21 protein-coding genes are annotated in these 22,915 nt (G+C 36.4%); 6 read left to right on the plus strand and 15 right to left on the minus strand.

Annotated features, from left to right (window positions below):
- Positions 1-62 precede the first annotated feature (62 nt).
- From NSQ69_RS23905 to NSQ69_RS23915, 3 genes are read right to left on the minus strand one after another with little or no spacing between them, the layout of a single operon-like run.
- The gene (locus NSQ69_RS23905; RefSeq protein WP_002167490.1) at positions 63-701 is read right to left on the minus strand and encodes an SdpI family protein; all 639 of its coding nucleotides are present in this window, start codon (positions 699-701) and stop codon (positions 63-65) included.
- Between the two features lie 24 nt (positions 702-725).
- On the minus strand, positions 726-1,364 hold the full coding sequence (locus NSQ69_RS23910; protein ID WP_341099750.1) for an SdpI family protein: 639 nt from the start codon (positions 1,362-1,364) through the stop codon (positions 726-728).
- Complete coding sequence (locus tag NSQ69_RS23915; RefSeq protein ID WP_002089211.1) at positions 1,361-1,633, minus strand: autorepressor SdpR family transcription factor; 273 nt, start codon at positions 1,631-1,633, stop codon at positions 1,361-1,363. The genes NSQ69_RS23910 and NSQ69_RS23915 overlap by 4 nt, the downstream gene beginning before the upstream one ends.
- 208 nt (positions 1,634-1,841) lie before the next feature.
- Here NSQ69_RS23915 and NSQ69_RS23920 point away from each other — a divergent pair, with 208 nt between their 5' ends.
- The 6 genes from NSQ69_RS23920 (at position 1,842) to NSQ69_RS23945 (ending at position 10,413) form a co-directional block, all read left to right on the plus strand.
- Positions 1,842-2,537: a response regulator transcription factor gene (locus NSQ69_RS23920; protein ID WP_000276730.1), complete on the plus strand. Its 696-nt coding sequence runs from the start codon at positions 1,842-1,844 to the stop codon at positions 2,535-2,537.
- A gap of 2 nt (positions 2,538-2,539) precedes the next feature.
- Complete coding sequence (locus tag NSQ69_RS23925) at positions 2,540-3,562, plus strand: sensor histidine kinase (RefSeq protein ID WP_341099751.1); 1,023 nt, start codon at positions 2,540-2,542, stop codon at positions 3,560-3,562.
- Between the two features lie 94 nt (positions 3,563-3,656).
- Positions 3,657-5,627 (plus strand): ABC transporter permease, encoded by a 1,971-nt coding sequence (locus NSQ69_RS23930; RefSeq protein ID WP_341099752.1) that lies wholly within the window; start codon positions 3,657-3,659, stop codon positions 5,625-5,627.
- Between the two features lie 79 nt (positions 5,628-5,706).
- Positions 5,707-7,665: an FtsX-like permease family protein gene (locus NSQ69_RS23935; protein WP_098632316.1), complete on the plus strand. Its 1,959-nt coding sequence runs from the start codon at positions 5,707-5,709 to the stop codon at positions 7,663-7,665.
- Between the two features lie 19 nt (positions 7,666-7,684).
- Positions 7,685-8,437: an ABC transporter ATP-binding protein gene (locus tag NSQ69_RS23940; RefSeq protein ID WP_000393251.1), complete on the plus strand. Its 753-nt coding sequence runs from the start codon at positions 7,685-7,687 to the stop codon at positions 8,435-8,437.
- Entirely contained in the window at positions 8,434-10,413 is a 1,980-nt protein-coding gene (locus tag NSQ69_RS23945) for an ABC transporter permease (protein WP_341099755.1), read from the plus strand. The genes NSQ69_RS23940 and NSQ69_RS23945 overlap by 4 nt, the downstream gene beginning before the upstream one ends.
- 54 nt (positions 10,414-10,467) lie before the next feature.
- On the opposite strand, the gene NSQ69_RS23950 is transcribed toward NSQ69_RS23945, so the two are convergent.
- From NSQ69_RS23950 to NSQ69_RS24005, 12 genes are all read right to left on the minus strand, one after another.
- The gene (locus NSQ69_RS23950; RefSeq protein ID WP_002167484.1) at positions 10,468-10,659 is read right to left on the minus strand and encodes a YjcZ family sporulation protein; all 192 of its coding nucleotides are present in this window, start codon (positions 10,657-10,659) and stop codon (positions 10,468-10,470) included.
- Positions 10,660-10,838: 179 nt separating this feature from the next.
- Positions 10,839-12,164, minus strand: a complete 1,326-nt coding sequence (gntP, locus tag NSQ69_RS23955) for a gluconate permease GntP (protein WP_002167483.1) — start codon at positions 12,162-12,164, stop codon at positions 10,839-10,841.
- 65 nt (positions 12,165-12,229) lie between these two features.
- Complete coding sequence (locus tag NSQ69_RS23960; protein ID WP_002015828.1) at positions 12,230-12,955, minus strand: GntR family transcriptional regulator; 726 nt, start codon at positions 12,953-12,955, stop codon at positions 12,230-12,232.
- Complete coding sequence (locus tag NSQ69_RS23965) at positions 12,955-13,971, minus strand: sugar kinase (RefSeq protein WP_002129637.1); 1,017 nt, start codon at positions 13,969-13,971, stop codon at positions 12,955-12,957. Before NSQ69_RS23965 ends, NSQ69_RS23960 begins: the two co-directional genes overlap by 1 nt.
- The gene (dagF, locus tag NSQ69_RS23970; protein ID WP_002129639.1) at positions 13,964-14,719 is read right to left on the minus strand and encodes a 2-dehydro-3-deoxy-phosphogluconate aldolase; all 756 of its coding nucleotides are present in this window, start codon (positions 14,717-14,719) and stop codon (positions 13,964-13,966) included. Before dagF ends, NSQ69_RS23965 begins: the two co-directional genes overlap by 8 nt.
- 1 nt (position 14,720) lies before the next feature.
- Positions 14,721-15,824, minus strand: coding sequence for a DgaE family pyridoxal phosphate-dependent ammonia lyase (locus NSQ69_RS23975; RefSeq protein ID WP_002184764.1), 1,104 nt, complete (start codon positions 15,822-15,824; stop codon positions 14,721-14,723).
- A complete protein-coding gene (locus NSQ69_RS23980; protein ID WP_341099756.1) occupies positions 15,802-16,902 on the minus strand; it encodes an amidohydrolase/deacetylase family metallohydrolase in 1,101 nt (366 codons plus the stop codon). The genes NSQ69_RS23975 and NSQ69_RS23980 overlap by 23 nt, the downstream gene beginning before the upstream one ends.
- 276 nt (positions 16,903-17,178) lie before the next feature.
- The gene (locus NSQ69_RS23985; RefSeq protein ID WP_002167478.1) at positions 17,179-18,039 is read right to left on the minus strand and encodes a D-Ala-D-Ala carboxypeptidase VanY; all 861 of its coding nucleotides are present in this window, start codon (positions 18,037-18,039) and stop codon (positions 17,179-17,181) included.
- An 82-nt stretch (positions 18,040-18,121) separates the two neighbouring features.
- Positions 18,122-19,228, minus strand: a complete 1,107-nt coding sequence (locus NSQ69_RS23990) for a HAMP domain-containing sensor histidine kinase (RefSeq protein WP_002164874.1) — start codon at positions 19,226-19,228, stop codon at positions 18,122-18,124.
- A complete protein-coding gene (locus NSQ69_RS23995) occupies positions 19,221-19,919 on the minus strand; it encodes a response regulator transcription factor (protein ID WP_002015820.1) in 699 nt (232 codons plus the stop codon). The genes NSQ69_RS23990 and NSQ69_RS23995 overlap by 8 nt, the downstream gene beginning before the upstream one ends.
- Positions 19,920-20,165: 246 nt before the next feature.
- Positions 20,166-21,272 carry an o-succinylbenzoate synthase gene (gene menC, locus NSQ69_RS24000; protein ID WP_016120967.1) on the minus strand — a complete coding sequence of 369 codons (1,107 nt, stop codon included), beginning with the start codon at positions 21,270-21,272 and terminating at the stop codon, positions 20,166-20,168.
- Positions 21,273-22,718, minus strand: a complete 1,446-nt coding sequence (locus tag NSQ69_RS24005; protein ID WP_063226033.1) for an o-succinylbenzoate--CoA ligase — start codon at positions 22,716-22,718, stop codon at positions 21,273-21,275.
- Positions 22,719-22,915 lie beyond the last annotated feature (197 nt).

Consider the following 22,915-nt stretch of genomic DNA (forward strand, 5'->3'; position numbering starts at 1 on the left):
CCTGTTAACACATAAAAACTATAAATATATAATTTGATTAGTGTAGTTCAATCGCTTATTGCTTACAATTGCATTTCTTTTTTATAAATAACATATGACTTTATCGTTGATATGAAGATGCATACTAATATTATTCCAATCCCCACAAAGATATTGAATGGATCTGGAAGTAACGCTCCCGCATATATACAAAGTGCACCTATTACAAATACCTTCGAAGCAAATCTGTGTGTTTTTCTCCAAACTACAGGATTTTCTAAGGTCCAGTCCATTCGAATGCCTACTAAACCATTTGGCTTCGTTTGTTGCATGTGATTACCTAGTACAAGAAACAACGTTCCAAGTCCGAAATTAAAGGCGATTGAGCCTGAAGCAATATAATTAGACGCTGCTAATAACGCAAATATGTTACAGCCGAATCCTATAAAAAGAATGGCATAGTTAATTGCAGAAAGGACTTTAGCATGCTGTTTATACTTATCTTTTGTTACATCAATATACCCCATAGCTAGCCATATCAAATACAGCAACACCATACTACCTATTGAAAATGAACTTGCCTCTACTTTAGAAAAATATCCATCTACTATTCCCGCAGCATTATAATGACGCGGAATTTGTTCCGGTAAATATGGCCATACAATGTACCATCCCATTGCAATTGCAATAATTAAACTCCATGGTAATACGTGTCTTTTCATCCTCTCTCCCCCATAAAATTTCTATTAAGCTCCTATCTCTTTCTTATAAGCAACATAGGAATACACCATCGTACCAACAACCATTACAACAACAACACTTAACAAACAAATCATCTTCCACATTCCCGGTAGAAACGAGGAAAATATGATTACAATACCGCCAATCATCATGATCTTTGATCCTATCCTATGCGTTTTTCTCCATACATTTTCACTACTTAACGTCCATGGCGTCTTAATACCTATGAAGAAATTTGGTTTACATTGCTGCATATAATTGCCGAGTACGATGAAAAGGATACCGACCATTATGTTCACAACGATTCCAATTGGAATGTTATACCCTAAAGCATTTGCTAGTGTCATCATATTAATAGTAAATAAGAAAAATAAAATTGCTCCATTTATCATTCCAAGTGCTTTAGGAAATCTTTTGTAGTTGTCGTACTTCGGATCTATCTTAGGCAATACAGTAACTAGTGCATATATGAAAACCATAATTGCTACATCAAAAATCAGCATTCCCATTTTTGACATATGTCCATCTACCTCACCATTAATATTCCAATGACTTGGAACTTCTCCCGGTAAATAAGGCCACGCGATGCACCATGTAATAATCGTTAAAGCAATTAATAATAACGGAAATATATGCTTCTTCATTTCCCCTCTTCCCCCTTATTCGTAAACGTAAACACCCAAGTCAATAAATCTTGAAATACAGTTGTGTTTAAAGAGTACATAACAAATTGTCCTCTTTTTTCATCTTGGATAAGTTCAGCATTTTTAAGTGCATTTAAATGATGAGAAATACTTGGCTTTGTCATGTTGAACTGTTCAGCAATTTCCCCAGCTGTTAAATCGCCTTCTTTTAATAAATCTAAAATTTTTCGCCTTGTTGGGTCTGCTAATGCTTTGAATGCTTGATTCAATGTCTTTCTTCCTTTCACTAATTAGACATTTAGATATTTATCTAAATGTTAAAATGATTTCAGTTAATTGTCAATTGTATCCCTAGCCCTTTTTACTTTTTCCACTTTTGACCTATACTGTTTACTAGCTTATATTTCAACATAATGAAAAGACGAGAAACACATGGTACACTATAGCTACAATTGTTTTTTTAGGAGGAATATACATATGTATAAAATTTTAATCGTTGAAGACGATCCAAATATTTCATCATTATTACAATCTCACATTCAAAAATATGGCTATGATGCTGTTGTTGCGGAGAACTTCGATGATATTATGGAATCGTTTAACGCCGTGAAACCACATCTTGTTTTACTTGATGTAAACTTACCGAAATTCGATGGTTTCTACTGGTGCCGTCAAATTCGTCATGAATCTACTTGTCCAATTATTTTCATTTCAGCTCGTGCTGGTGAAATGGAACAAATTATGGCGATTGAAAGCGGTGCGGATGATTATATTACGAAGCCGTTCCACTACGACGTTGTAATGGCGAAAATCAAAGGTCAATTACGCCGTATTTACGGTGATTATGCACCAAATATTTCTGAACGTATCGTTGAGGTTGAAGGACTAAAACTATTCCCTGAGCGTCCAGAAATTCATTTTGGAGCTGAGCAAGTTCTTTTAACGAAGAAAGAAGCAATTTTAGCAGAAATGCTATTATCTAAATTCCCGCGTACAGCGAGTCGTGAAGATTTACTAGCCGCTCTTTGGGACGACGAAAGCTTCGTTGAGGAAAATACATTAAACGTAAACATCACGCGTCTTCGTAAAAAGTTCAATGAGCTTGGTATTGAAAATGCTATTGAAACAGTACGTGGACTTGGGTATCGTTTTAACGCAACTTGGAGTGAATAAACATGAAGCTATTTTTACGTGATCATTTTGCATTTTTCCTACTATATGTATTAAACTTCGGAATCATTTTCGTTCTTTATGATGCAGTAGACGGATTTCAAAATAATAAGTTTTACTTCATCGTTTTAAGCTTATACTTATTCATCTGTTTCCTCGCTTATCGTTACGTTCGTAACCGTAGAATGTACCACAGATTAAGTGAACCACCAGAGAAAATGGAAGATGCGTTTATTGAAAGAGCGACTGCTCCTATGCCCCACAGTGTAAACGAGCTCGTTCGTACGCAATATCGCCTATTCCAAAAAGACCTACAAACATTCGAAGTAAAACAGCAAGAACACCAATTATTTATTAACCATTGGGTACATCAAATGAAAACGCCTGTTTCTGTTATGCAGCTTATGGTGCTTGAAATGGAAGATGAGCATTTAATCCCTAAATTCAAAAAAGAGCTAGAGCGATTAAATCAAGGGCTCGATATGGCTTTATACATGGCAAGATTAAATAACTTCCATGAGGACTTCCATGTTGAGACGATTTCATTAAAAGATGCTGTAACAAAAAATATTAACGGATTAAAAGAACTATTCATTCGAAACGGAGTCTTCCCCGTTTTAGAAGTTCATTCAGATTTAAAAGTTGCTTCTGATGCGAAATGGCTAAAGTTCATTATTTATCAATTAATGACAAATGCAGTTCGCTACTCTGGTGAGCGCGGAAAGAAAGTTTTCTTATCAGCTTATCGCAATGGTAAAGATATTATTTTGGAAGTTCGTGACGAAGGCGTTGGTATTCCGCAAGAAGATATTCGAAGAGTATTTGAACCTTTTTACACTGGAAAAAACGGTCGTGCATTTGGAGAATCTACTGGTATGGGGCTTTATATTGTAAGTAAAATTTGTGATTATTTAAGTCACTCTGTGAAACTAGACTCTGAAGTTGGTAAAGGAACGACGATTAAAATCATCTTCCACAACGCTGCCAATAACCAAGCAGAAAACACGGAGAAGGTGACCGAAGCATGACCATAACATATGCTAGCAAAATGTATGAGAATTTACTCTCATACATTTTTTGCAATAAAACTACATATCAGCCTTCTATCGGGAGGTACTTATTATGACATTTTGGCAATTCGCATTCAAAAATGTAACGCGCAACTCAAGAGCTTATTTTGCTTACTTTATAAGCAGTTCCTTTTCCATTGCTGTTTTCTTTTCATTCGCTGTTTATTTGTTTCATCCAAAATTACAAAATTCCACTATGATCTCTGAAATTTCAGGATTAATGATTTTTTCAGAAGTTGTTATTGTTTTGTTCTCGTTCTTTTTTTTACTCTATTCAATCGGATCGTTTTTAAAGGTTCGTAAAAAGCAATTTGGGATTTTAACTGTTTTAGGTATATCAAAAAAGCAATTACATCGACTCGTTTTCACTGAAAATATGCTAATTGGTATTTTATCTATCTTTTTCGGTATGCAGTTTGGATTTGTATTTTCACAATTTTTCTTATTAGTGACAGCGAAAATTACACACCTACCAGGGATATATTTATATATACCTACGAATGCTTTCATTTTAACAACGATTGTGTTTCTTGGTCTCTTTATCGCTGTATCTGCATTCACACCAATGCTTATTCGAACAAAAAAAGCAGTGCACCTTTTAAAAACAAACAATGTAAAACAAAAAGAAAGAAAACCATCCATATCCATTTCTCTATTTGGTGCTATCTGTTTATTAGGTGGTTATATTTTAGCTGTAAACCCTAAATATTTTTTCTCAATAAACCCGCAAGTAGGCGTTATATATATGGTTTCAAGTATTTTTGTGATTCCAGCACTTGTTACAATTGGGACATATTTTTTCTTTTCTCAAATTAGTTTCTTACTTATTTATATTTTAAAGAAAAGAAGAAATTTTTATATGAAACGTATTAATATGCTTTGGATTTCGGATTTAGCAAGTCGTATTCGCACGAATATCAATATGCTTTTTATTGTAGCGATGCTATCTACAATAGCCTTCACAATGATTACATTTCTATATGGATTTGGAAAGTTTACAAAGCTAGATGTTACGAGAAGTTCACCTTTTCCATTTTCTTATTTTTCATATGCCGCAAATCCTTTTGCTAACAAGCATTTAACTTGGCTTGAACAGCAGTTACAAAAAGAAAATTTCTCTTATAAAAAGATAGAAGCTGATTTATATGAAACACCACTGAAAGAAGATGAAGGTATAACGGCTTACAATGACGTCTATGCAATGAAACAAAGTGACTATAATAAACTTGCAGCTTCCCTACGAATGAAACAACTATTCATGAGCGATAACGAAGCATATGTCTTAAGCGATAGCGCTTATTTCACCTTATTTAGCCAATTTGAGCCAAGCTTCAATAGAAAATCCATTACACTTTCTAGCACAAATACGATATTACAAGTAAAGGGCTATGAACAAGCAGGGGCCATTCCATCTAACTTTTCATATCAAACTTTAATTTTACCTGATGTTGTTGTAAACAACTTACCAAGTACAACAAAGCATATATCAGCGTACAATTATAACGTACAAAATTGGGAAAAGACGTATAAAATTGCTAATGATTTTATGAAAAAAATACAAAAAGATCGACAGGAATTCCAATACGAAGGCCCCCTTATCCGCCCCTATGAATCAGCAGACTCATTATATAGAATCACATCAGGAAGTGCTGCATACTTCCTAATCGGGACATTCTTAGGTGTCATTTTCTTTATTGGAGCAGGTAGCGTTCTTTACTTCAGAATGTATACAGATTTAACAAACGAACAAGAAAAATATGTAGCAATTTCAAAAATTGGTGTAACAAATGCAGAGATGAAACGATCTGCAACCATTCAACTTAGCATTTTATTTTTCGTTCCATATGTTATGGCATCCATTCATACAATGTTCGCAACAAAAATGCTTCAAGATGTAATTGATTTATCACTATTCAAAGAAATTTCAGCCGTTCTTATTATTTTTGGCATAGTTGAAATCGTCTTTTTCTTATTCATTCGTTCCTTTTACATGCAAAAGTTATCAGAGTATACGAATGGTTAAGTTTTATGAATATATTAGTACAGGAAAAGGGTATCTCTTATATCCTTTTCTTCTTCACTCTATTAGGAGGTTTAGGTGAATGACATTTTGGCAGTTTGCCTTTAAAAACGTAACAAGGAACGCCAGAGCTTATTTCGCCTATTTTGTAAGCAGTGCGTTTTCCATTGCAATTTTCTTCTCGTTTGCAGTTTATTTATTTCATCCTAAATTGCATATGACAGGCGTGAATGCTGCTCTGAACATATTAATGACAATCTCAGAAGTTGTCATTGTATTCTTTTCATTTTTCTTTTTACTATATTCAATCGGTACTTTCTTAAAAGTACGAAAAAAACAGTTCGGGATTTTAACAGTACTTGGCATATCTCCAAAGCAGTTAAAGAGGCTTGTATTTCTAGAAAACATGTTAATTGGTGGCCTATCCATATTTTTCGGCATTCAATTTGGCCTTGTCTTTTCACAGTTCTTTTTATTAGTTACCGCCAAAATTACGCATGTGCCTGGTTTATATTTATATTGGTGGCCTACAGGTGCTATCATTTTAACTATAATTATCTTTCTTGGACTCTTCATTCTCGTATCATCTTTTACACCGATGCTAATCCGTACGAGAAAAGCTGTACGTCTTTTAAAAGAAGGAACAAAACAAAAAGAAAGAAAAGCATCCGTACTCATCTCTCTATTTGGTGCGATATGTTTAATATCTGGATATGTTTTAGCAGCAAACCCGCTATATTTTATTTCACTAGGAGATATCGCTGGGCTTTTGTACGCTGCCTCCTGTATATTTGTCATCCCATCACTTGCTGCAGCTGGGACATATTTTTTCTTCTCACAAATTAGCTTCTTACTCATTCGCATATTAAAGACGAGAAGAAAATTTTATATGAAACGTATTAATATGCTTTGGATTTCTGATTTAGCAACCCGTATTCGGACGAATATTAACATGCTCTTTATTGTGACGATGTTATCGACACTCGCTTTCACAATGATTACATTCTTATATGGGTTTGGGAAATTCACAAAGTTTGATGAAATAAGGCAAAACCCTTTCCCGTTTACTTATTTATCACATACTGAAAATACGTTAGCTGATGAACATTTAAATTGGTTAGAACAAAAATTTAACGAAGAGCAGTTTACTTATAAGAAATTTAAAACGGATATATATGAAGTATCTTCGGCGGAAGAAAGCCCGCAGCTCTATTATGCAATTAAACAAAGTGACTATAATATACTGGCTAAGGCGTTAAATTGGGAAACTCTCACAGTGAATAAAGACGAGTCTTATATATTAATTAAAGATTTAGATGCTCAAGTCATTGGAACGCTTCATAATAAGGAAAAGAAAAACACTCTTACACTTACTCAAAACTCTTTACCATTGCAGGTTAAAGACTATACAAGTTATAGCCCGTTCCCAATTGGTTTAGTACCTCAATTAATCGTACTATCTGATGAAAATGTAGAAGCATTATCATCTATTTCGAAACAAATGAGTGTATATAGCTTCAAAGTTATGGATTGGGAAAAAGCATATAATATTGGTTCAGCATTTATAACAAAAATCGCTAACGACAATGCGGCGATTCAAGCAGAACATCCACCGTTCCACGCAAGTGAAGCAAGTGACTCTTTATACAACAAGAAACTAAATGTTGCTTCCTTTTTCTTAATCGGAACTTTCCTTGGCGTTATTTTCTTTATTGGTGCTGGCAGTGTTCTTTACTTCCGAATGTATACAGATTTAACAAATGAGCAAGAAAAGTATATAACGATTACAAAAATTGGTTTAACAGAAACTGAGATGAAGCAATCTGCTACAATCCAACTTGCTATTTTATTCTTCGTCCCTTACATTATGGCATCCATCCATACGATGTTTGCGACAAAGATGCTACAAGATGTATTAAATCTCTCGTTCTTCGCTGAAATTACAGTCGTGCTTATGATTTTTGGAACGGTTGAAATTCTCTTTTTCCTTTTAATTCGTTCCTTTTATATGCAAAAGTTATCACAACATATTAAGTTTTAAAAATAGAAAGGTGATTATTATGGAAGAAGTATTACACATAAAAAACGTCTCAAAAGTGTATGAAGGAAAAGTCCCTCATACTGCTTTAAAAAATATAAATTTACATGTAGATAAAGGAGAATTTGTTGCTATCATGGGACCATCTGGTAGCGGTAAATCTACATTTTTAAACGTTATCTCTACAATTGACTCCCCTACTTCTGGTGATGTCGTGATTAATGGAAAAAAACCGCACACATTTCGTAGAGAGAAACTAGCTATTTTCCGCCGCCAAGAGTTAGGGTTTGTTTTCCAAAACTTTAACCTATTAGATACACTAACAATCGGTGAAAATATCGTACTGCCTTTAACTTTAGATAATGTTCCTTTAAAAGAAATGGACGAAAAGCTCGATAACATTTCAAAGAAACTTGGAATTGATCATATTTTGGACAAGCGTATTTTTGAAGTTTCTGGAGGACAAGCACAGCGTACCGCGGTAGCACGCGCTGTTATTCATCATCCGTCACTTCTACTTGCGGATGAACCGACAGGAAACTTAGATTCTAAAGCAGCAATTGATGTAATGGAGCTATTTACGAAATTAAATAAAGAAGAGGATGCCACAATTTTAATGGTTACTCATGATCCGTTTGCAGCAAGTTATTGTAACCGCGTTATTTTCATTAAAGATGGTGGGCTTTACAATGAATTACACCGCGGACTATATCGCGAGAAATTTTATCAAGAAATATTAGATGTTTTAGCATTATTAGGAGGAAGGCGTGGATGACGTTTTGGCAATTTGCATTTAAAAATGTCTCGCGTAATTCTAAAGCATATTTTGCTTATTTTGTAAGTAGTGCTTTTTCTATTATGGTTTTCTTTTCATTTACTGTATACGCGTATCATCCACGCTTACAAAATGTACAAAGCTTTCAAGAACGGGATCCTCTAATGAACTTAGCGAGTACAGCACAGCTTGTGATTGTTATGTTCTCGTTCTTCTTTCTCTTATATTCAATTGGAACATTTTTAAATGTACGGAAGCAGCAATTCGGGATACTCACGATTCTCGGTATCTCACAGAAACAATTAAAAAGACTGTTATTTACTGAAAACATGATAATCGGGATATTGTCCATCTTTATCGGTATACAAGGTGGCCTAGTGTTCTCTAATTTTTTCTTATTAGTCACTTCAAAATTAACAAGTGCGAAAGGTCTCTATTTATATTGGCCAACAGAAGCGATTATCGTGACAACCGTAACGTTTATCATTTTATTTTTAATCGTTTCTACATTTACACCTATGTTTATTCGGACTCGTAAAACAGTCCATCTTATTAAAGGGAACAAGAAAGTGACAGCCGAAAAAAGGCCGTCTATACTCATTTCGATATTTGCTTTAACTTGTTTAGGGTTATGTTATTATATTGCTGGTTATCCACAAGGCTACGTAACCGAAAAAAATGTGCAAAACGGATCTGTCTTCTTTATTATATTATCTATTTTGCCACTCGTAGTAATCGGAACATATTTTTTCTTTTCACAAACATTTCTTCTTTTTATCTATATTTTAAAGAAGCGTAGAAAGTTTTATTTGAAACAAATAAACATGTTATGGATTTCAGACTTAGTTGCTCGTACCCGTAGTAATATTAATGTACTCTTTATCGTTTCTATGCTATCTGCGCTTGCATTTACGATTATTATCGGACTATTTGCTGCGAATAATAATACAAAAGCGTCGATACTAGAGCGATATCCTATTCCCTTCACATACAAATTAGAAGGGGATCATTCCCTTGAACGAAAGCACGTTAATACTATTGAATCCGAACTTTCCAATGCTCATTTTCAATATAAAAAATATAAATTTACGCTTTTAAAAGATAATGCTTCAAAAGAAGAGATTGCAATTATGAAAATGAGTGATTATAACGAAATTGCTAAGCAGTTAAAGAGACCTACAATCACCCTTGATTCAAAAGAAGTTTACATTATTTCTGGCTATTCACCAGAGCTATTAAACCTTGTATCAAATCCATTTGTAAAACAAAATACAATTACGCTTGAATCCAATAAAAAGGAGTTTTATATAAAGGGATTTATTAACAAAGGAATAGCACCACCATTTGCATTAGCAAATTTAGTTATTATGCAAGATTATGCAATCGATACTATGATTCCTCATATTGAAACCATTACAGTTTATAACTACTTCGTGGATAATTGGGAAAATGCAATTATTCCAACGAAAAATATATTAAAAAGTATTAGTAATGACACCGAAAAATATTATGAGGCACATAAAGATGATAAGCATGCATCTCCCGTCCCTTTTAATATTTATACAGCTACTGATGAGTTACTCCATAATAAAGAAAATGCAGTTGCTCAATTCTTTATTTGGGCATTTCTTGGCTTTATCTTCTTTATCGGAGCGGCTAGCGTTTTATACTTCCGTATGTATAACGACTTAACGAATGAAAAACAAAAGTACATTACGATTACAAAACTGGGCTTAACTGAATCAGAAATGTTTCGCTCCGCAACGATTCAATTAGGAATTTTATTTTTCGTTCCTTACATCGTTGCTGGTGTTCACACGTTATTTGCGGTTAAGTTTTTACAAAGCATGTTTTCTTTCTCGTTACTAAAAGAGTTACTGATTGTACTCACCTTTTTCGGGATTATCGAGATTATTTTCTTTTTCTTAATCCGCTCTCTGTACATTAATAAATTATCACAGCATATAAAAATATGAATAAAATGGCCTTGTGCATATTGCACAAGGCCATTTTCAATAGTTTTTAAATAATTAGCAGTATCCACCATAGCCGCCGCCATAGCCACCATAACCGCCGTAACCACAACCACCGCCGCCTCCGCCGAAGCAGCTAGCACCGATGATAATTAATAAAATAAACAATACGATTAGAAGCGCAAAACCGCCTCCGCACCCACGTCTGCGGTCGCAATCATCATGTCTGTGTTCACACTTTTCGCTCATTACTCTATTCCTCCTTTAGTATCATTCATAACAAGTTCAACTTGCTCTAAATGAGGGGATTCCATTTATATTATGTTTTCAGGGCAAATAGGAAGCTTGGCACTCCTAAAAACGGGCTTGTTTCATGAAAAGAGCCCCAACACAAAAAGAGGATACCTTTAAATAGGCACCCCCTTCTTCTAAACAAACATATTAAGTAAAAGCGCAAAGCCGAATGCAATAAATGATAACAATGTCTCCAGCACCGTCCACGTTTTAAACGTTTCTTTTACTGTCAAACCTAAATACTCTTTTACAAGCCAGAATCCTGCATCATTTACATGAGAAAACATTAATGAACCTGCACCGGTTGCAATAACGAGTAATTCTAAATTTACACCCGACATGTGCTGAATAACCGGTGAAACAATTCCAGCTGCTGTCGTTAATGCTACAGTAGCTGAACCTGTTGCAATTCGGATTAATCCCGCTACCATGAACGCTAAGACGATTGGTGATAATGAAATATGTTCTGCCATTTGAGCGATGGCTGTTCCAACGCCGCTTTCAATTAATATTTGTTTAAATCCACCGCCTGCACCAATTATTAAAATAATGGAACCGACAGGTAGTAAACTTTCATCTGTTAATTTTTTAATCATCTTTTTATTAATTCCTTGTTTTATACCAAGCAAATAAAACGCTGCGAAACATGAAATAAGTAAAGCGATTACCGGACTTCCTACAAATACTAAAAATTCAGTTATTTTTTTCGGTAATGAAATATATGGTGCGACTACTGATAAAATCATTAAAACTACTGGCAGTAAAATAATAAAAAATGAAACTTTACGACTCGGTAAATCAGTTGATACTGTCGTAACTCGAACAAGCTCCGGTTCATTTTCAGGTATAACCCTCTTATGTACCCACTTTGCAAATACCGGTCCTGCGATAATTGCTGTTGGTAACGCGATAATTAATGAATACAATAGTACCTTTCCTAAATTCGCGTTATAAATCCCGATTGCTGTCATCGCACCTGGATGCGGCGGCACTAGCCCATGTACAATCGATAATCCAGCAATAACAGGTAACGCAATTAACAATATATTTTGTTTCGTTGTTTTTCGAATTGAAATAACAAGTGGTAATAAAATGACGATTCCCACTTCAAAAAACACTGGAATCCCTATAACAAATCCGGCGAATAACATAGCCCAAGGTAATTTTTTCACCCCGAAGAATCGAATGAAGAAATCTGCTACTTGCATGCCAGCCCCTGAATCGGACATCATTTTCCCTAAAATTGTTCCGAGAGCCAAAATACCAACTAAATGCCCTAGTACACTACCAACACCAGTTTCATAGGCAGTAACAATTTTGGTCAAGTTCAACCCAGACATAATAGCTAAAAATAGACTAGCAACTGTTAGACTAATAAACGCATGCCATTTCCACCATGATACCCCTAAAATAACAATTGCGATCGCAATTAACGTGACGATTAATAAGTATATATCCATATCCCATTCCCCTTCGATATGAAATTTTTTTACAAAAAAAGAGGGAATTGGTCCCTCTTCACTTTTTACACATCATAATTTACAACGTAATGCTGCATTTCCGTATTGTAGTAGCCTTCACTATATTCAATTACTTCGCCAACTTCATCGTAAGAATAGCGCATACGTTTTAATAACGCTGTTCCCTCTTTTTCTCCTAACGCTTCTGCAACGAAATTAGGCGCAAATCCAACAGCGAATTCATCTCTGAAGTTTTCTAAATGTATACCACGGTCCTCGACTAGATCATAAAGCGATTGTAAGTCAAAGTCCGCTAAGTCTGTACTTGCCATTTGTGCTGAGAAATAGTGCGTATAATGAATGTACGGAGTATCATTTAAAGCATATAGACGCTCAATACGAAAACTCTCTTTACCAAACAAACGAAATGGTACTGTTCCTTCTTCATTATGAACCACTTCTGCCTTTAGCAATTTCTTTTGTACTTTATAGCCTTCTTCCACTAACACTTCTGTAAATTTCTTTCCCTTTGAAAGCTTTGTCGCAGAAGTATTTCGAATGACTTTCGTTCCTTTACCACTTTTCTTTTCTAAATATCCTTCTTGAACGAGTTCTTTAATTGCGTTTCGCACTGTAATTTTACTCACTTTGAACTCTTCTTCTAATTGTGGTTCAGAAGGAATATTTGTATGAATGGCATAAACACCATGTAATATTCGATCACGAATAATATTTTTAATTTGTAAATATAATGGACCTCTTTTTCTCGTTACGTTCACCGTTACACCCACTACCTTTCTACATCACCTACTGATGCCGTCATTGCCCGAAGTATATCTTTCTCTGATGACATTGGCGTATCACCGACGATTGTATGTGCAAGCATTCCAGCTGCTGACGCAAATGAAACAGCTTTCTCTGGTGCAAACTCTTCTATCTCGCCATGAATAATTCCGCTCGTATAAGCATCTCCAGCACCTATTCTATCATATACAGAAAACGTAAGTGTTTTGGCAAAAGTGAACGTCCCATCTTTACATATGAATCCGCGAAGTGAGTGTGTATTATCGCTATTAATAGAACGATGTGTCCCAGCAATTGTAGCGATATTATATATTTCAGCAACTTTTGGAATAAGATCAACAAGCTGTGCTTCTCGCTCCGTCTCTTCCGTTTTCATTCCGAGAACAAACATCGCATCTTTTTCATTCATCATTACAATATCGGCAAGGCCTAGCATTTCTTCATAATGAGGTTTCGCCTGTTCATACCCATCTTCTCCCCAAAGCGATGGACGATAGTTGCAATCGAAAACGACAGTGCCTCCATTTTCTTTAACTGCCTTCGCCAAAGATTTCATATGATGGCGCACAGTATCATTCATCGCAAGGGTAATCCCGCAAAAATGAACGATATCAATTTCTTTTGCGATTTCTTCAAATTGGTACATCTCTTCACATGCCGTATTGAAACTACTTTCTAATCGGTTCGAATATGTAACGCGGCTTGCGCGTGCGCCAAATCCATTTTCTAAAAAGTACATACCAACATATTTACCGCCTCTTGAAACAAACGGTGCCTGAATGCCTAACTTTTGAATATGTGATACCGCAGCATCCCCAACAGAGTTTTCCGGTAAAGTTGAAATAAGAAAACCTTCATGCCCTAGATGAGAAAGTGCTGCTGCAACGTTCACACCTGTACCAGAAAATGAGTAATTTAAGGTGTTTGCTTGCGATAGCAATTCATACCCTGGCACTTGCAGGCGCATCATAACTTCACCGAATGCTGCAATTTTCTTACGCATATTGATCAACTAACTTCTTCACGACCGCTAGTAATTCACGAACATCTTCTGTTTTCGTATTGCCAGTTTCTTTATCAATAATAGAAGAGTACACGTGCGGGATAACTTGCTCTACGTTTGCTTCTAATGCAATACGTACAATTGTTTCAAAGTTTTCTTTATCAATTCCGCCTGTTGGCTCTAATGCAAATCCTTCTTCCGCACATGCTTTCGCAACAGCGCGATATTCTTCTTCATGCGCTAAACCTTTCATTGGGAAGTATTTCAATGAATTCCCGCCCATATCACGTACAAGTGCGATTGCTGTTTTAATTGGAACGATTGCTTTTTCTTCCCCAGCCGCACTAACTGGGCCAGTAGAAATATTTACGTAACCTACTTTTCCTGTTGGTGATACTAAACTATTAATCCAGCTATCTTTGCCGCCAAGATTTGCGCGCGTCGCTCCTACTGAAGGGAACACTTGGTTAATATGACTACCAGGATAATGCTTCGCAATTTCAGCTACAACTGCCGCTTGGCGATTATCTCCTGCTCCTAGTCCGATTGATACAGCGTCATCAATTTCTTTTCCGTATGCTTTCATCGCTGTAACTGCTTCTTCTACTGTTGGATAATCTTTTGATAACACTCCGACTACTACATAACCTTCTGCGGCTTCAAAAATATCTTTCGCATTTCGGGTATTGTTCGCTAATACATTTAATGCTACGCGGCCTTTATAAAAACGTTTTTGAATGTTTGTCATTTTAGTTTCCCCCTACAATTTCTCTCATTTTTTCTTCAATTACATGTATGTCATCACCTTGAAGTGGACGTGGATCGATATCAAAGAATCCTTGTCTTACTCCGTAATCACGTGTGTAAATTGCGATTTCCCCTTCGCGTAACGCGGTCACAACATCTTTTGCAGTTTTATTTAATTCGTTCTCGTTAATATGAATACGCGCTCTAAAAATTGCTCTTCCAGCTTCATCTTGAACGATTGTTACATTTACACCGTTTAACTCTTTCAGCGGCATAAGTACTTGTAACAACTCTTTTTCTTGTTCACTCTTATCTTCTTTTACTCCGTACTCATCAAGCGCTTGAAGTAAACCGAAAGTTGTTTCTTTCCCAACTTTCATACTTCTACCGCTGCAATGTAATTGCACTTTTAGCCATTCAATATATTTTCGTTTACCGCCGACAATACCAGAAGTAGGTCCTTCAATCGCCTTTGAACCGCTATAAATGGCTAGGTCTGAATACTTCACGTATTTTTGAATGTCTTCTTCAGCTGCCGCATCAACGATAAGTGGTACATTATTTCGCTGCGCTACTTCCCACGCTTCTTCAACAGAAATCATATTTTTTTGCACTGCATGATGCGATTTCACATAAAGAATAGCTGCTGTATTTTCGCCAATTGCATCTTCAATATGCTCCGCTTTCCCTTCATTTGCGTAACCTACTTCAACGAGCTTACCGCCGCCTAAATAAATCATCGTTTCAACAGGAGCACCGTATTGAACGTTATGACCTTTTAACATAATCACTTCGTTTTTCGCGATTACTTCTTGATGAAGTCTTTCACTTTTACGGCGATTTCCTTCTGTAACGATACCAGCGATAGAAAGCGCAATTCCACTCGATGCTGAGTTCACAACGACCGCTGCCTCTGAATCTAAAATTCTTGCAATATGGTCTCCTGCTTTATCTACTAAATCGGCAATTTCTACATAATTTTGTCCACCATGTTTCATCGCATCCATAACTGTATCTGTAGGAGCGGATACACCTAAAATACTCATTCTACCGCTCGCATTAATAACTCTTTTTAATCCGTACTTAGCATTCAATGAATAACCCATTGATTACAACCCCTTTCGTATCAATTCTTCTTTCAGCAACGCGCTGATCCCCTTCTGAATCAATTAACGTAATCGATTCATCTTTCACCGTAAATAAAGTTAAGTTTGCAATATCCCCTACTTGAATACGGCCAAGCTCTGGTCTCTTAAGCCACTCTGCCGCATTTTTCGTAACTGCATCAATTACTTCTTCTAGCGGATACCCTAAGTAAAGGAATTTCGAAAGAACGTTAGCCATACTGTAAACTGGACCGTGTATACGATTCTTCCGGTAAATATCTGTACTAATCGTATTAAGGGCAATGCCGTAACACTTCGCTGCCTCTGCTACTTTAAAAGAAAAACTAGCATTACCATGCCCAACATCTAAATGAACACCGCGTTTCACTGCATCTAATAACACAGATAGCGGTTTGCCTTCTTCATCAAATAAATTATTTTCTTTCCCGTTTAAGTAATGTGTAATGACATCATCTTTTTCTAAAAGAGGTACAACTTCCTCAATACGCGGAGGAGCTGAACCGATATGTACCATAATCGGTAATGATGTTTCACGAGATAAAGAACGCGCTACGTGCAGCGGTTCAATTCCGCTATCACAAACGACACTTTTACTCATTCTCGCTTTTAATCCAACGATTACATCTTTATACTTTTCTACTGCATCTATTACTTTCTCTTTATCTATCCATTCCATATTGGATAATTCATCAATTCGTTTCAAACCGATGCGAGAAATATTTAAAAAGGCAAATAAATTCGTTTTTGCCTGTTCTCTACTTAATACTAAATCCGCAATACGATCAGCCCCGCAGCTGCCCGCATCAACAATTGTCGTTACCCCTTGCTTAACGCCAATTTCATCTACCTCATCGCCATACGGATCAAACTCTGGAAAAGCATGAACGTGCAAATCAATCCATCCACTCGATACGTAAGTACCTGCGTAATCAAGAACCTTTTCACCCTCGCCAAAACCAGCTTTCGTCACCTGTGCGATTTTATTATTTTCAATTACAATGTCAATCTCTTCCCCGTTCACACGCTTCACATTACGTAGCACGAATCGTTCTGTCATTGTATTTCCACCCTTTTCTATAAGAAGCCATAAGAATACGCTTACATTAAAGTTTCATTTTATATCTCTTTCACATATTTAGAGTATCACGAAAAAAAAGAAAAGTAAATATAACGTTATAATGTTTAATGGTAAATAAAAAAACAATCCACAAAATGTTGAGAGTACAGGAAATTATATCAATGATTCGACAAGGAATATCGATTTACCGACAAAAAACGGCAATCCATTTCTTATATGCCAAAAGACTGACCCAAAATGGACCAGCCTTTTTCTCTATTCTTGAACAGTCACAATAACCCCGTCCATATTGTTCCCCGAAATTTCATACTGCTTATTCACCGGAACATTCACGTTCATACGATCTGAAACTTTATAATAAGAAACCGTATATTTCTTACCTTCAACCTCAGTTGAAACTTCTTTTTCCTCTTTTAAGAAGTCCAAATATTCCTCTAACGTAATCTTCTTTTTTTGCATAATTGCGCTATGTGGTAAGCCGACATAACGTATGTGCCACGGCTCATATTGAATGCCCGTAATGTTACTTTTATTTTTCGGATAACGTAAAACAAATCCGTGCTTCCATACGTTCTCTTCAATCCATTTTCCTTCAGGAGCTTTCTCCATTTTCTTTTGAGTAGACCCAACGTCGAGTGATAAACCTAAATTATGTTCACTATATCCTGCTGGAAGTGCATAATCAGATCCCATTTCTTTATATAATTTACTTTGTTCTTGAAAATCTCGGTAACCGCTACTCATTAAGAAATGCTGTACTCCATCTTTCCCAGCTGCATCGACAACGTTCAAAAACTTTTTTACAACACCCTTTGATAAGCGAAGATTTCTATCAAATATTACATAGCCTCTTACTAATTCACTATTGTGATTTACATTTATAATATCGGACCTAACACTATCTTTTTTAACCGGGTAATCTTTATTAACTAATAATAGATCACCTTTATAAATTTGTTCCTCTGTAACCTCTATCTTTTCAGTGTTCGCGGCTTTTACTTTGTTATCTTTTTCTGCAATTTTAACATCGATCTCCTTTTGAAATACTGGTAATATATAAAAGCCTACACATGCTGTACATACTATAAAAAGAGAAATAAATACCCACTTTTTCATTTCTAGTTCCTCCTTAACGTAACTTACGTATAGAATAGAAAAAACTATTAAAATAAAAAGTGGGGTAAAGTTTAAATTTTTATTAAATTGCTTTGCTCTCTTCTTTTGGTAATCTCACTTCAAATATCGTTCTAATTACGTTACTTTCAGCAGAGATTGTCCCATCATGCTGTTCGATAATATTTTTTGCGATAAATAGCCCAAGGCCTGTTCCGCCCTGTTGCTCTGACCTGGCCTTATCACCTGTATAAAACATATCAAATAAATATGGTAAATCCTCTTCTGGAATGCTATCTCCGTAATTAATAATTTGTACAACTACCTCTTCATGATCAATATATCCGTTCACATCAACAAACTTTCCATCGTATCCATAGCGAATCGCATTCGTTAAAAGATTTTCAAATACTCGAGCTAACAATTTCCCGTCACCGTTAATAGGTAAATGCGAATCCATATTCAATCTCGCTTCTAAACCTTTTTTTTCTAATAACGGATATAATTCTTCATCTAACTGTATAAGTAATTCACTTATATCAATTGGTCTTTTTTCAATTTGCAACATGCCATAATTCATTCTCGTTATTTCAAATAATTCATCAATTAAGATTTCAAGCCTTTCGGATTTCGTAAAAGCAATTGTGGAAAAATGTTTAATTTGTTCCTTCGTCAAATTCTCATCTTTAAGAATTAAATCTAAATACCCTAAAACAGATGTTAGCGGCGTTCTTAAATCATGAGCTAAGTTGACAATGAGCTGATCTTTACTACTTTCCGCAAAGTCTCCTCGTTCAACCGCTTCTTTTAATTTTTCACTCGCTACATTAATTTCGCGTGCGATATATCCAAACTCATCATTTGATGAAACACGAACTTGATTTGAAAAATCTCCGTTCGCAAGATGATGAATCCCGTTCGAAATCTCATCAAAATATTTTAAATACGGTCTAGTAAGAAAGAAGAAAAACATAATGGACAGAGGAATAAATACAATTAAAAAGAAATTAATGTCCCCAATTTGTCTTACCATTGAACGAAATTGGGCTAAAGGATCCTCATAACGAACTGCTAATTTATAATAGAGACGTAGCCCCTCATAAATCAAATACGTTACGCCACCAGCTAATATCATACTTAACGCAAATAGCATAATCATCTTCGAGCGAAAGCTTCTCATCGTTTTAGCCATTGAAAGTATAACCTACCCCCCACACTGTTTTTATTAACTTATCCTTTCTTTTATCTTCCCCAAGCTTTTTTCGCAAAGTACGGATATGTACCATAACTGTATTTCCACTTTCGTAATACCCTTCAGCCCATACTTGCTGAAAAATATTTTCCACACTGTACACTTTCTTCGGATGACTTGCTAATACATATAAAATATCAAATTCTTTTGGTGTTAATTCAATTGGCTCTCCGTACACATTTACTGTTCTTCGCTCAGGATCAATAGCGACTCCGCCTATTTCTAAAGCAGATTTATTCTCCGCTACTTTCGGCTGATTTAACGTAAGAAATCTACGCAGTTGTGCATTTACACGTGCAACTAATTCAATCGGTGTAAAAGGTTTCGTCATATAATCATCTGCGCCTAATACAAGACCTGTCACTTTATCAAAATCAGATGTTTTCGCACTTAAGAAAATGATTGGCATGTGGTGCTTGCCGCGAATCTGCCTCGTCACTTCATATCCATCCATTTTCGGCATCATAATATCTAAAACCACTAAGTCAATTGGCTGCGTTTGAATAATATGCATGGCTTCTTCTCCATCAGCTGCTTTAACGACGTGGTAACCCTCTTTTTCTAAATGTATCTCAATTAAATCAGCAATTTCCGCTTCATCATCAGCTATTAAAATTGAAATGCGCTTCATTTTAGTCCCCCTACTTTATTCTGTTTTCATACGCTCGATTTTAAACTAGTCTATCCAATTTGTACAATAAGAAAAGGCTACCCGTAAGAGTAACCTTGATAAATGAAATTATATCGGCGATTTTCAAAATATATCAACTGTAATTTAAATTATATCAGCGATTTTTTAAATATATCGACTTACCGACAATTAACGACAAAATCATCCCGCTATTTGCAGGTAGTCAGTACTAATAAAAGCTCCCATTCATCGCTCAAAAATAATCCGCTGCTTTGTTATTTCTTCCAACCTGCCTCGATCTACTTCATACTCACGTTCAATACTTTGCGGTACCCTTACTTTTCCGCCTTCAAGCATCACTTCCGGTGAAATAATATCCCTCTCCCAATGTCTACTAGAAGCAGATATATCTCCAGGAATCGTAAAGTTTGGCAATGAAGCGAGTGCAACATTTTGAGCTCGTGAAATCCCCATTTCTACCATGCCACCGCACCAAACTGGTATGTTATGCTCCATACAATAATTATGGATTTGAACGGACTCTGTTAATCCGCCCACTCGCCCTGGTTTAATATTAACGACGCGGCAACTGCCAAGCGTAATCGCAACACGTGCGTCTTCTAAACTATGGATGCTTTCATCTAAACAAATCGGTGTTTCAATTTTCTTTTGCAACTGTGCATGATCCAGAAAATCGTAATCCGCTAACGGTTGTTCAATCATCATAAGTTGGAATTCATCTAGTCGTTTCAACTTCTCCGTATCCGCTAATGTATAAGCTGAATTTGCATCAGCCATTAACGGGATATTCGGAAACTCTTTACGAATTTCTTTCAGCAATTCGTAATCATGTTCTGGCTTTATTTTCACTTTAAAGCGCTCGTATCCTTCTTCCGCGTACTCCTCGATTTGTTTTAGCATAACTGGAATTGTATTGATCCCAATCACAACGCCGACTTCAATTTCAGACCTATTTCCGCCAAGCAATATCGCTAACGACTGCTTTTGACGCTTCGCATATAAATCCCAGACAGCACCTTCAATTCCGGCCTTTGCCATTCGGTTTCTCTTTATATGTTGGAACAAAGACGGTACTTCATTCGGATGAGAAATTTCAGCTTTCAATAAATCTGGTAATAAAAAATCCTGAAGTACATGCAGCGCTGTCTTCACCGTTTCTTCCGTATACCACGGTTCAGAAAATGCAACGACTTCACCAAAACCAATGTATCCATCTGTATCTTCTAATTCAATGACGATACTTTCACGCTTTTCATAAGTCCCGTAACTTGCCGCAAACGGGATAATGAGCGGCATTTCCGTTATATAAAGTGTCGCTTTTTTTATTTCCACCTACATCTCCTCCACTAATTGTCTTAACTCTCGTCTTAACAATTTCTTCGAAGCATTTCGTGGTAATTCCTCTAAGAAACATGCTTTCTTCGGCACTTTATATTTCGCTAATTTCTCTTCGCAAAAACGAAGAATTTCTTCTTCTGTTACCTCTCCACTTTTTACAACAAAAGCAGCTGGTACTTGTCCCCAACTTTCGTCAGCCATACCGACAACACCCGCTTCTGCTACCGCCGGATGAGAGAGCAATACTTCTTCAATTTGAGCTGGATATATGTTTTCTCCGCCAGAAATAATTAAATCACTGCGTCGATCTAATACGTATAAAAATCCTTCCTCATCTAAATAACCGAGGTCACCAGTATGAAGCCATCCATTTCTGATCGCCTCATGCGTCGCATCTTCACGGTTAAAGTAGCCACCTGTTACGTTCGGTCCTTTTACTACAATTTCTCCTTCAGCACGGGGCGGCACAACTACGCCGTCTTTTTCAATACGAAGCTGACACTGAAATAGTGGTTTTCCGGCTGATCCTACTTTCGTTAACATGTAATCTGCTGTTAACGTACAAATTTGCGATGATGTTTCTGTCATACCGTACGTTTGATACACAGGAATTCCTTTTTCCACACATGTTTCTAATAACGGCTTCGGTGCTGGTCCTCCCCCAAGTAACATGCATCGTAAAGAAGATGGATATGTACCTTCGCCAAGTCGTTCTAATAAATCTGTTAGCATTTTAGAAACGACAGAAATAATCGTAACGCCTCTCGTTTGAAGTGCTTTATGAATAAAATTAGCATCATATTTTGGAACGAGTAAAATGCGCATACCGTACATAATATTTTTCATTAAAAGAGATAACCCGCCAACGTGGAACATTGGCATACAAGCTAACCAACAATCATCATCACGAAGCCCTAAATTAAGCGAAGAACCGACTGCACTTGCCCAGTGGTTACCGTACGTTAAAACAACGCCTTTCGGTTTCCCTGTCGTCCCTGACGTATAAATAATTGTCATCGCTTCTTCTAAAGAGAATTCTTCTTGTATAAATGCTTCCGCCTTCGGTCCTTGCATCACTTCAGCAAATGAACATACTGGAACATTTTCCGTCTCAAACTCTTGATCCGTCACTAAACAAACAACTTCCGCATCATCCATTTGCCAAAGTAGCTCTTCTCTTGAAAGACGCGTATTTAAAAGCACAGCTACTGCACCTATGTAAGATAGGGCGTGAATAACTGTAATCATCTCCATACCATTTTTCATCAGAACAGCCACCTTTTGCGCCCGCTTCACTCCTACATGCGTGAGGTGTTCACAAACAGATACTACTTTTTCATGCAGCTGCACGAAAGTAACCTTCTCCTCTTCAATTTCAATTGCAGTGCGATCAGGTGTTAAAAATGCACGTTGCATTAACCAATTCGGCATCGTCTCCATCACTCATTCTCCTTTCATGAAAGAAAGAGACCTGATATGACATCAAGTCTCTTAGTTGTTTTGTTTCCGGTGTGATCTTTTGGTTGCGTCTCACATTGTGTGCGAGCTGCTTCCGCTTTTCATCACATCCAGCTGCGCCTCCTAGCCCCTTCCGTCTAAGAACCTTCCGCACGAGAAAGTAAAAAACACTTTCTGTG

Source organism: Bacillus sp. FSL R10-2201, from assembly GCF_038008665.1.
Lineage (GTDB): Bacteria > Bacillota > Bacilli > Bacillales > Bacillaceae_G > Bacillus_A > Bacillus_A mycoides.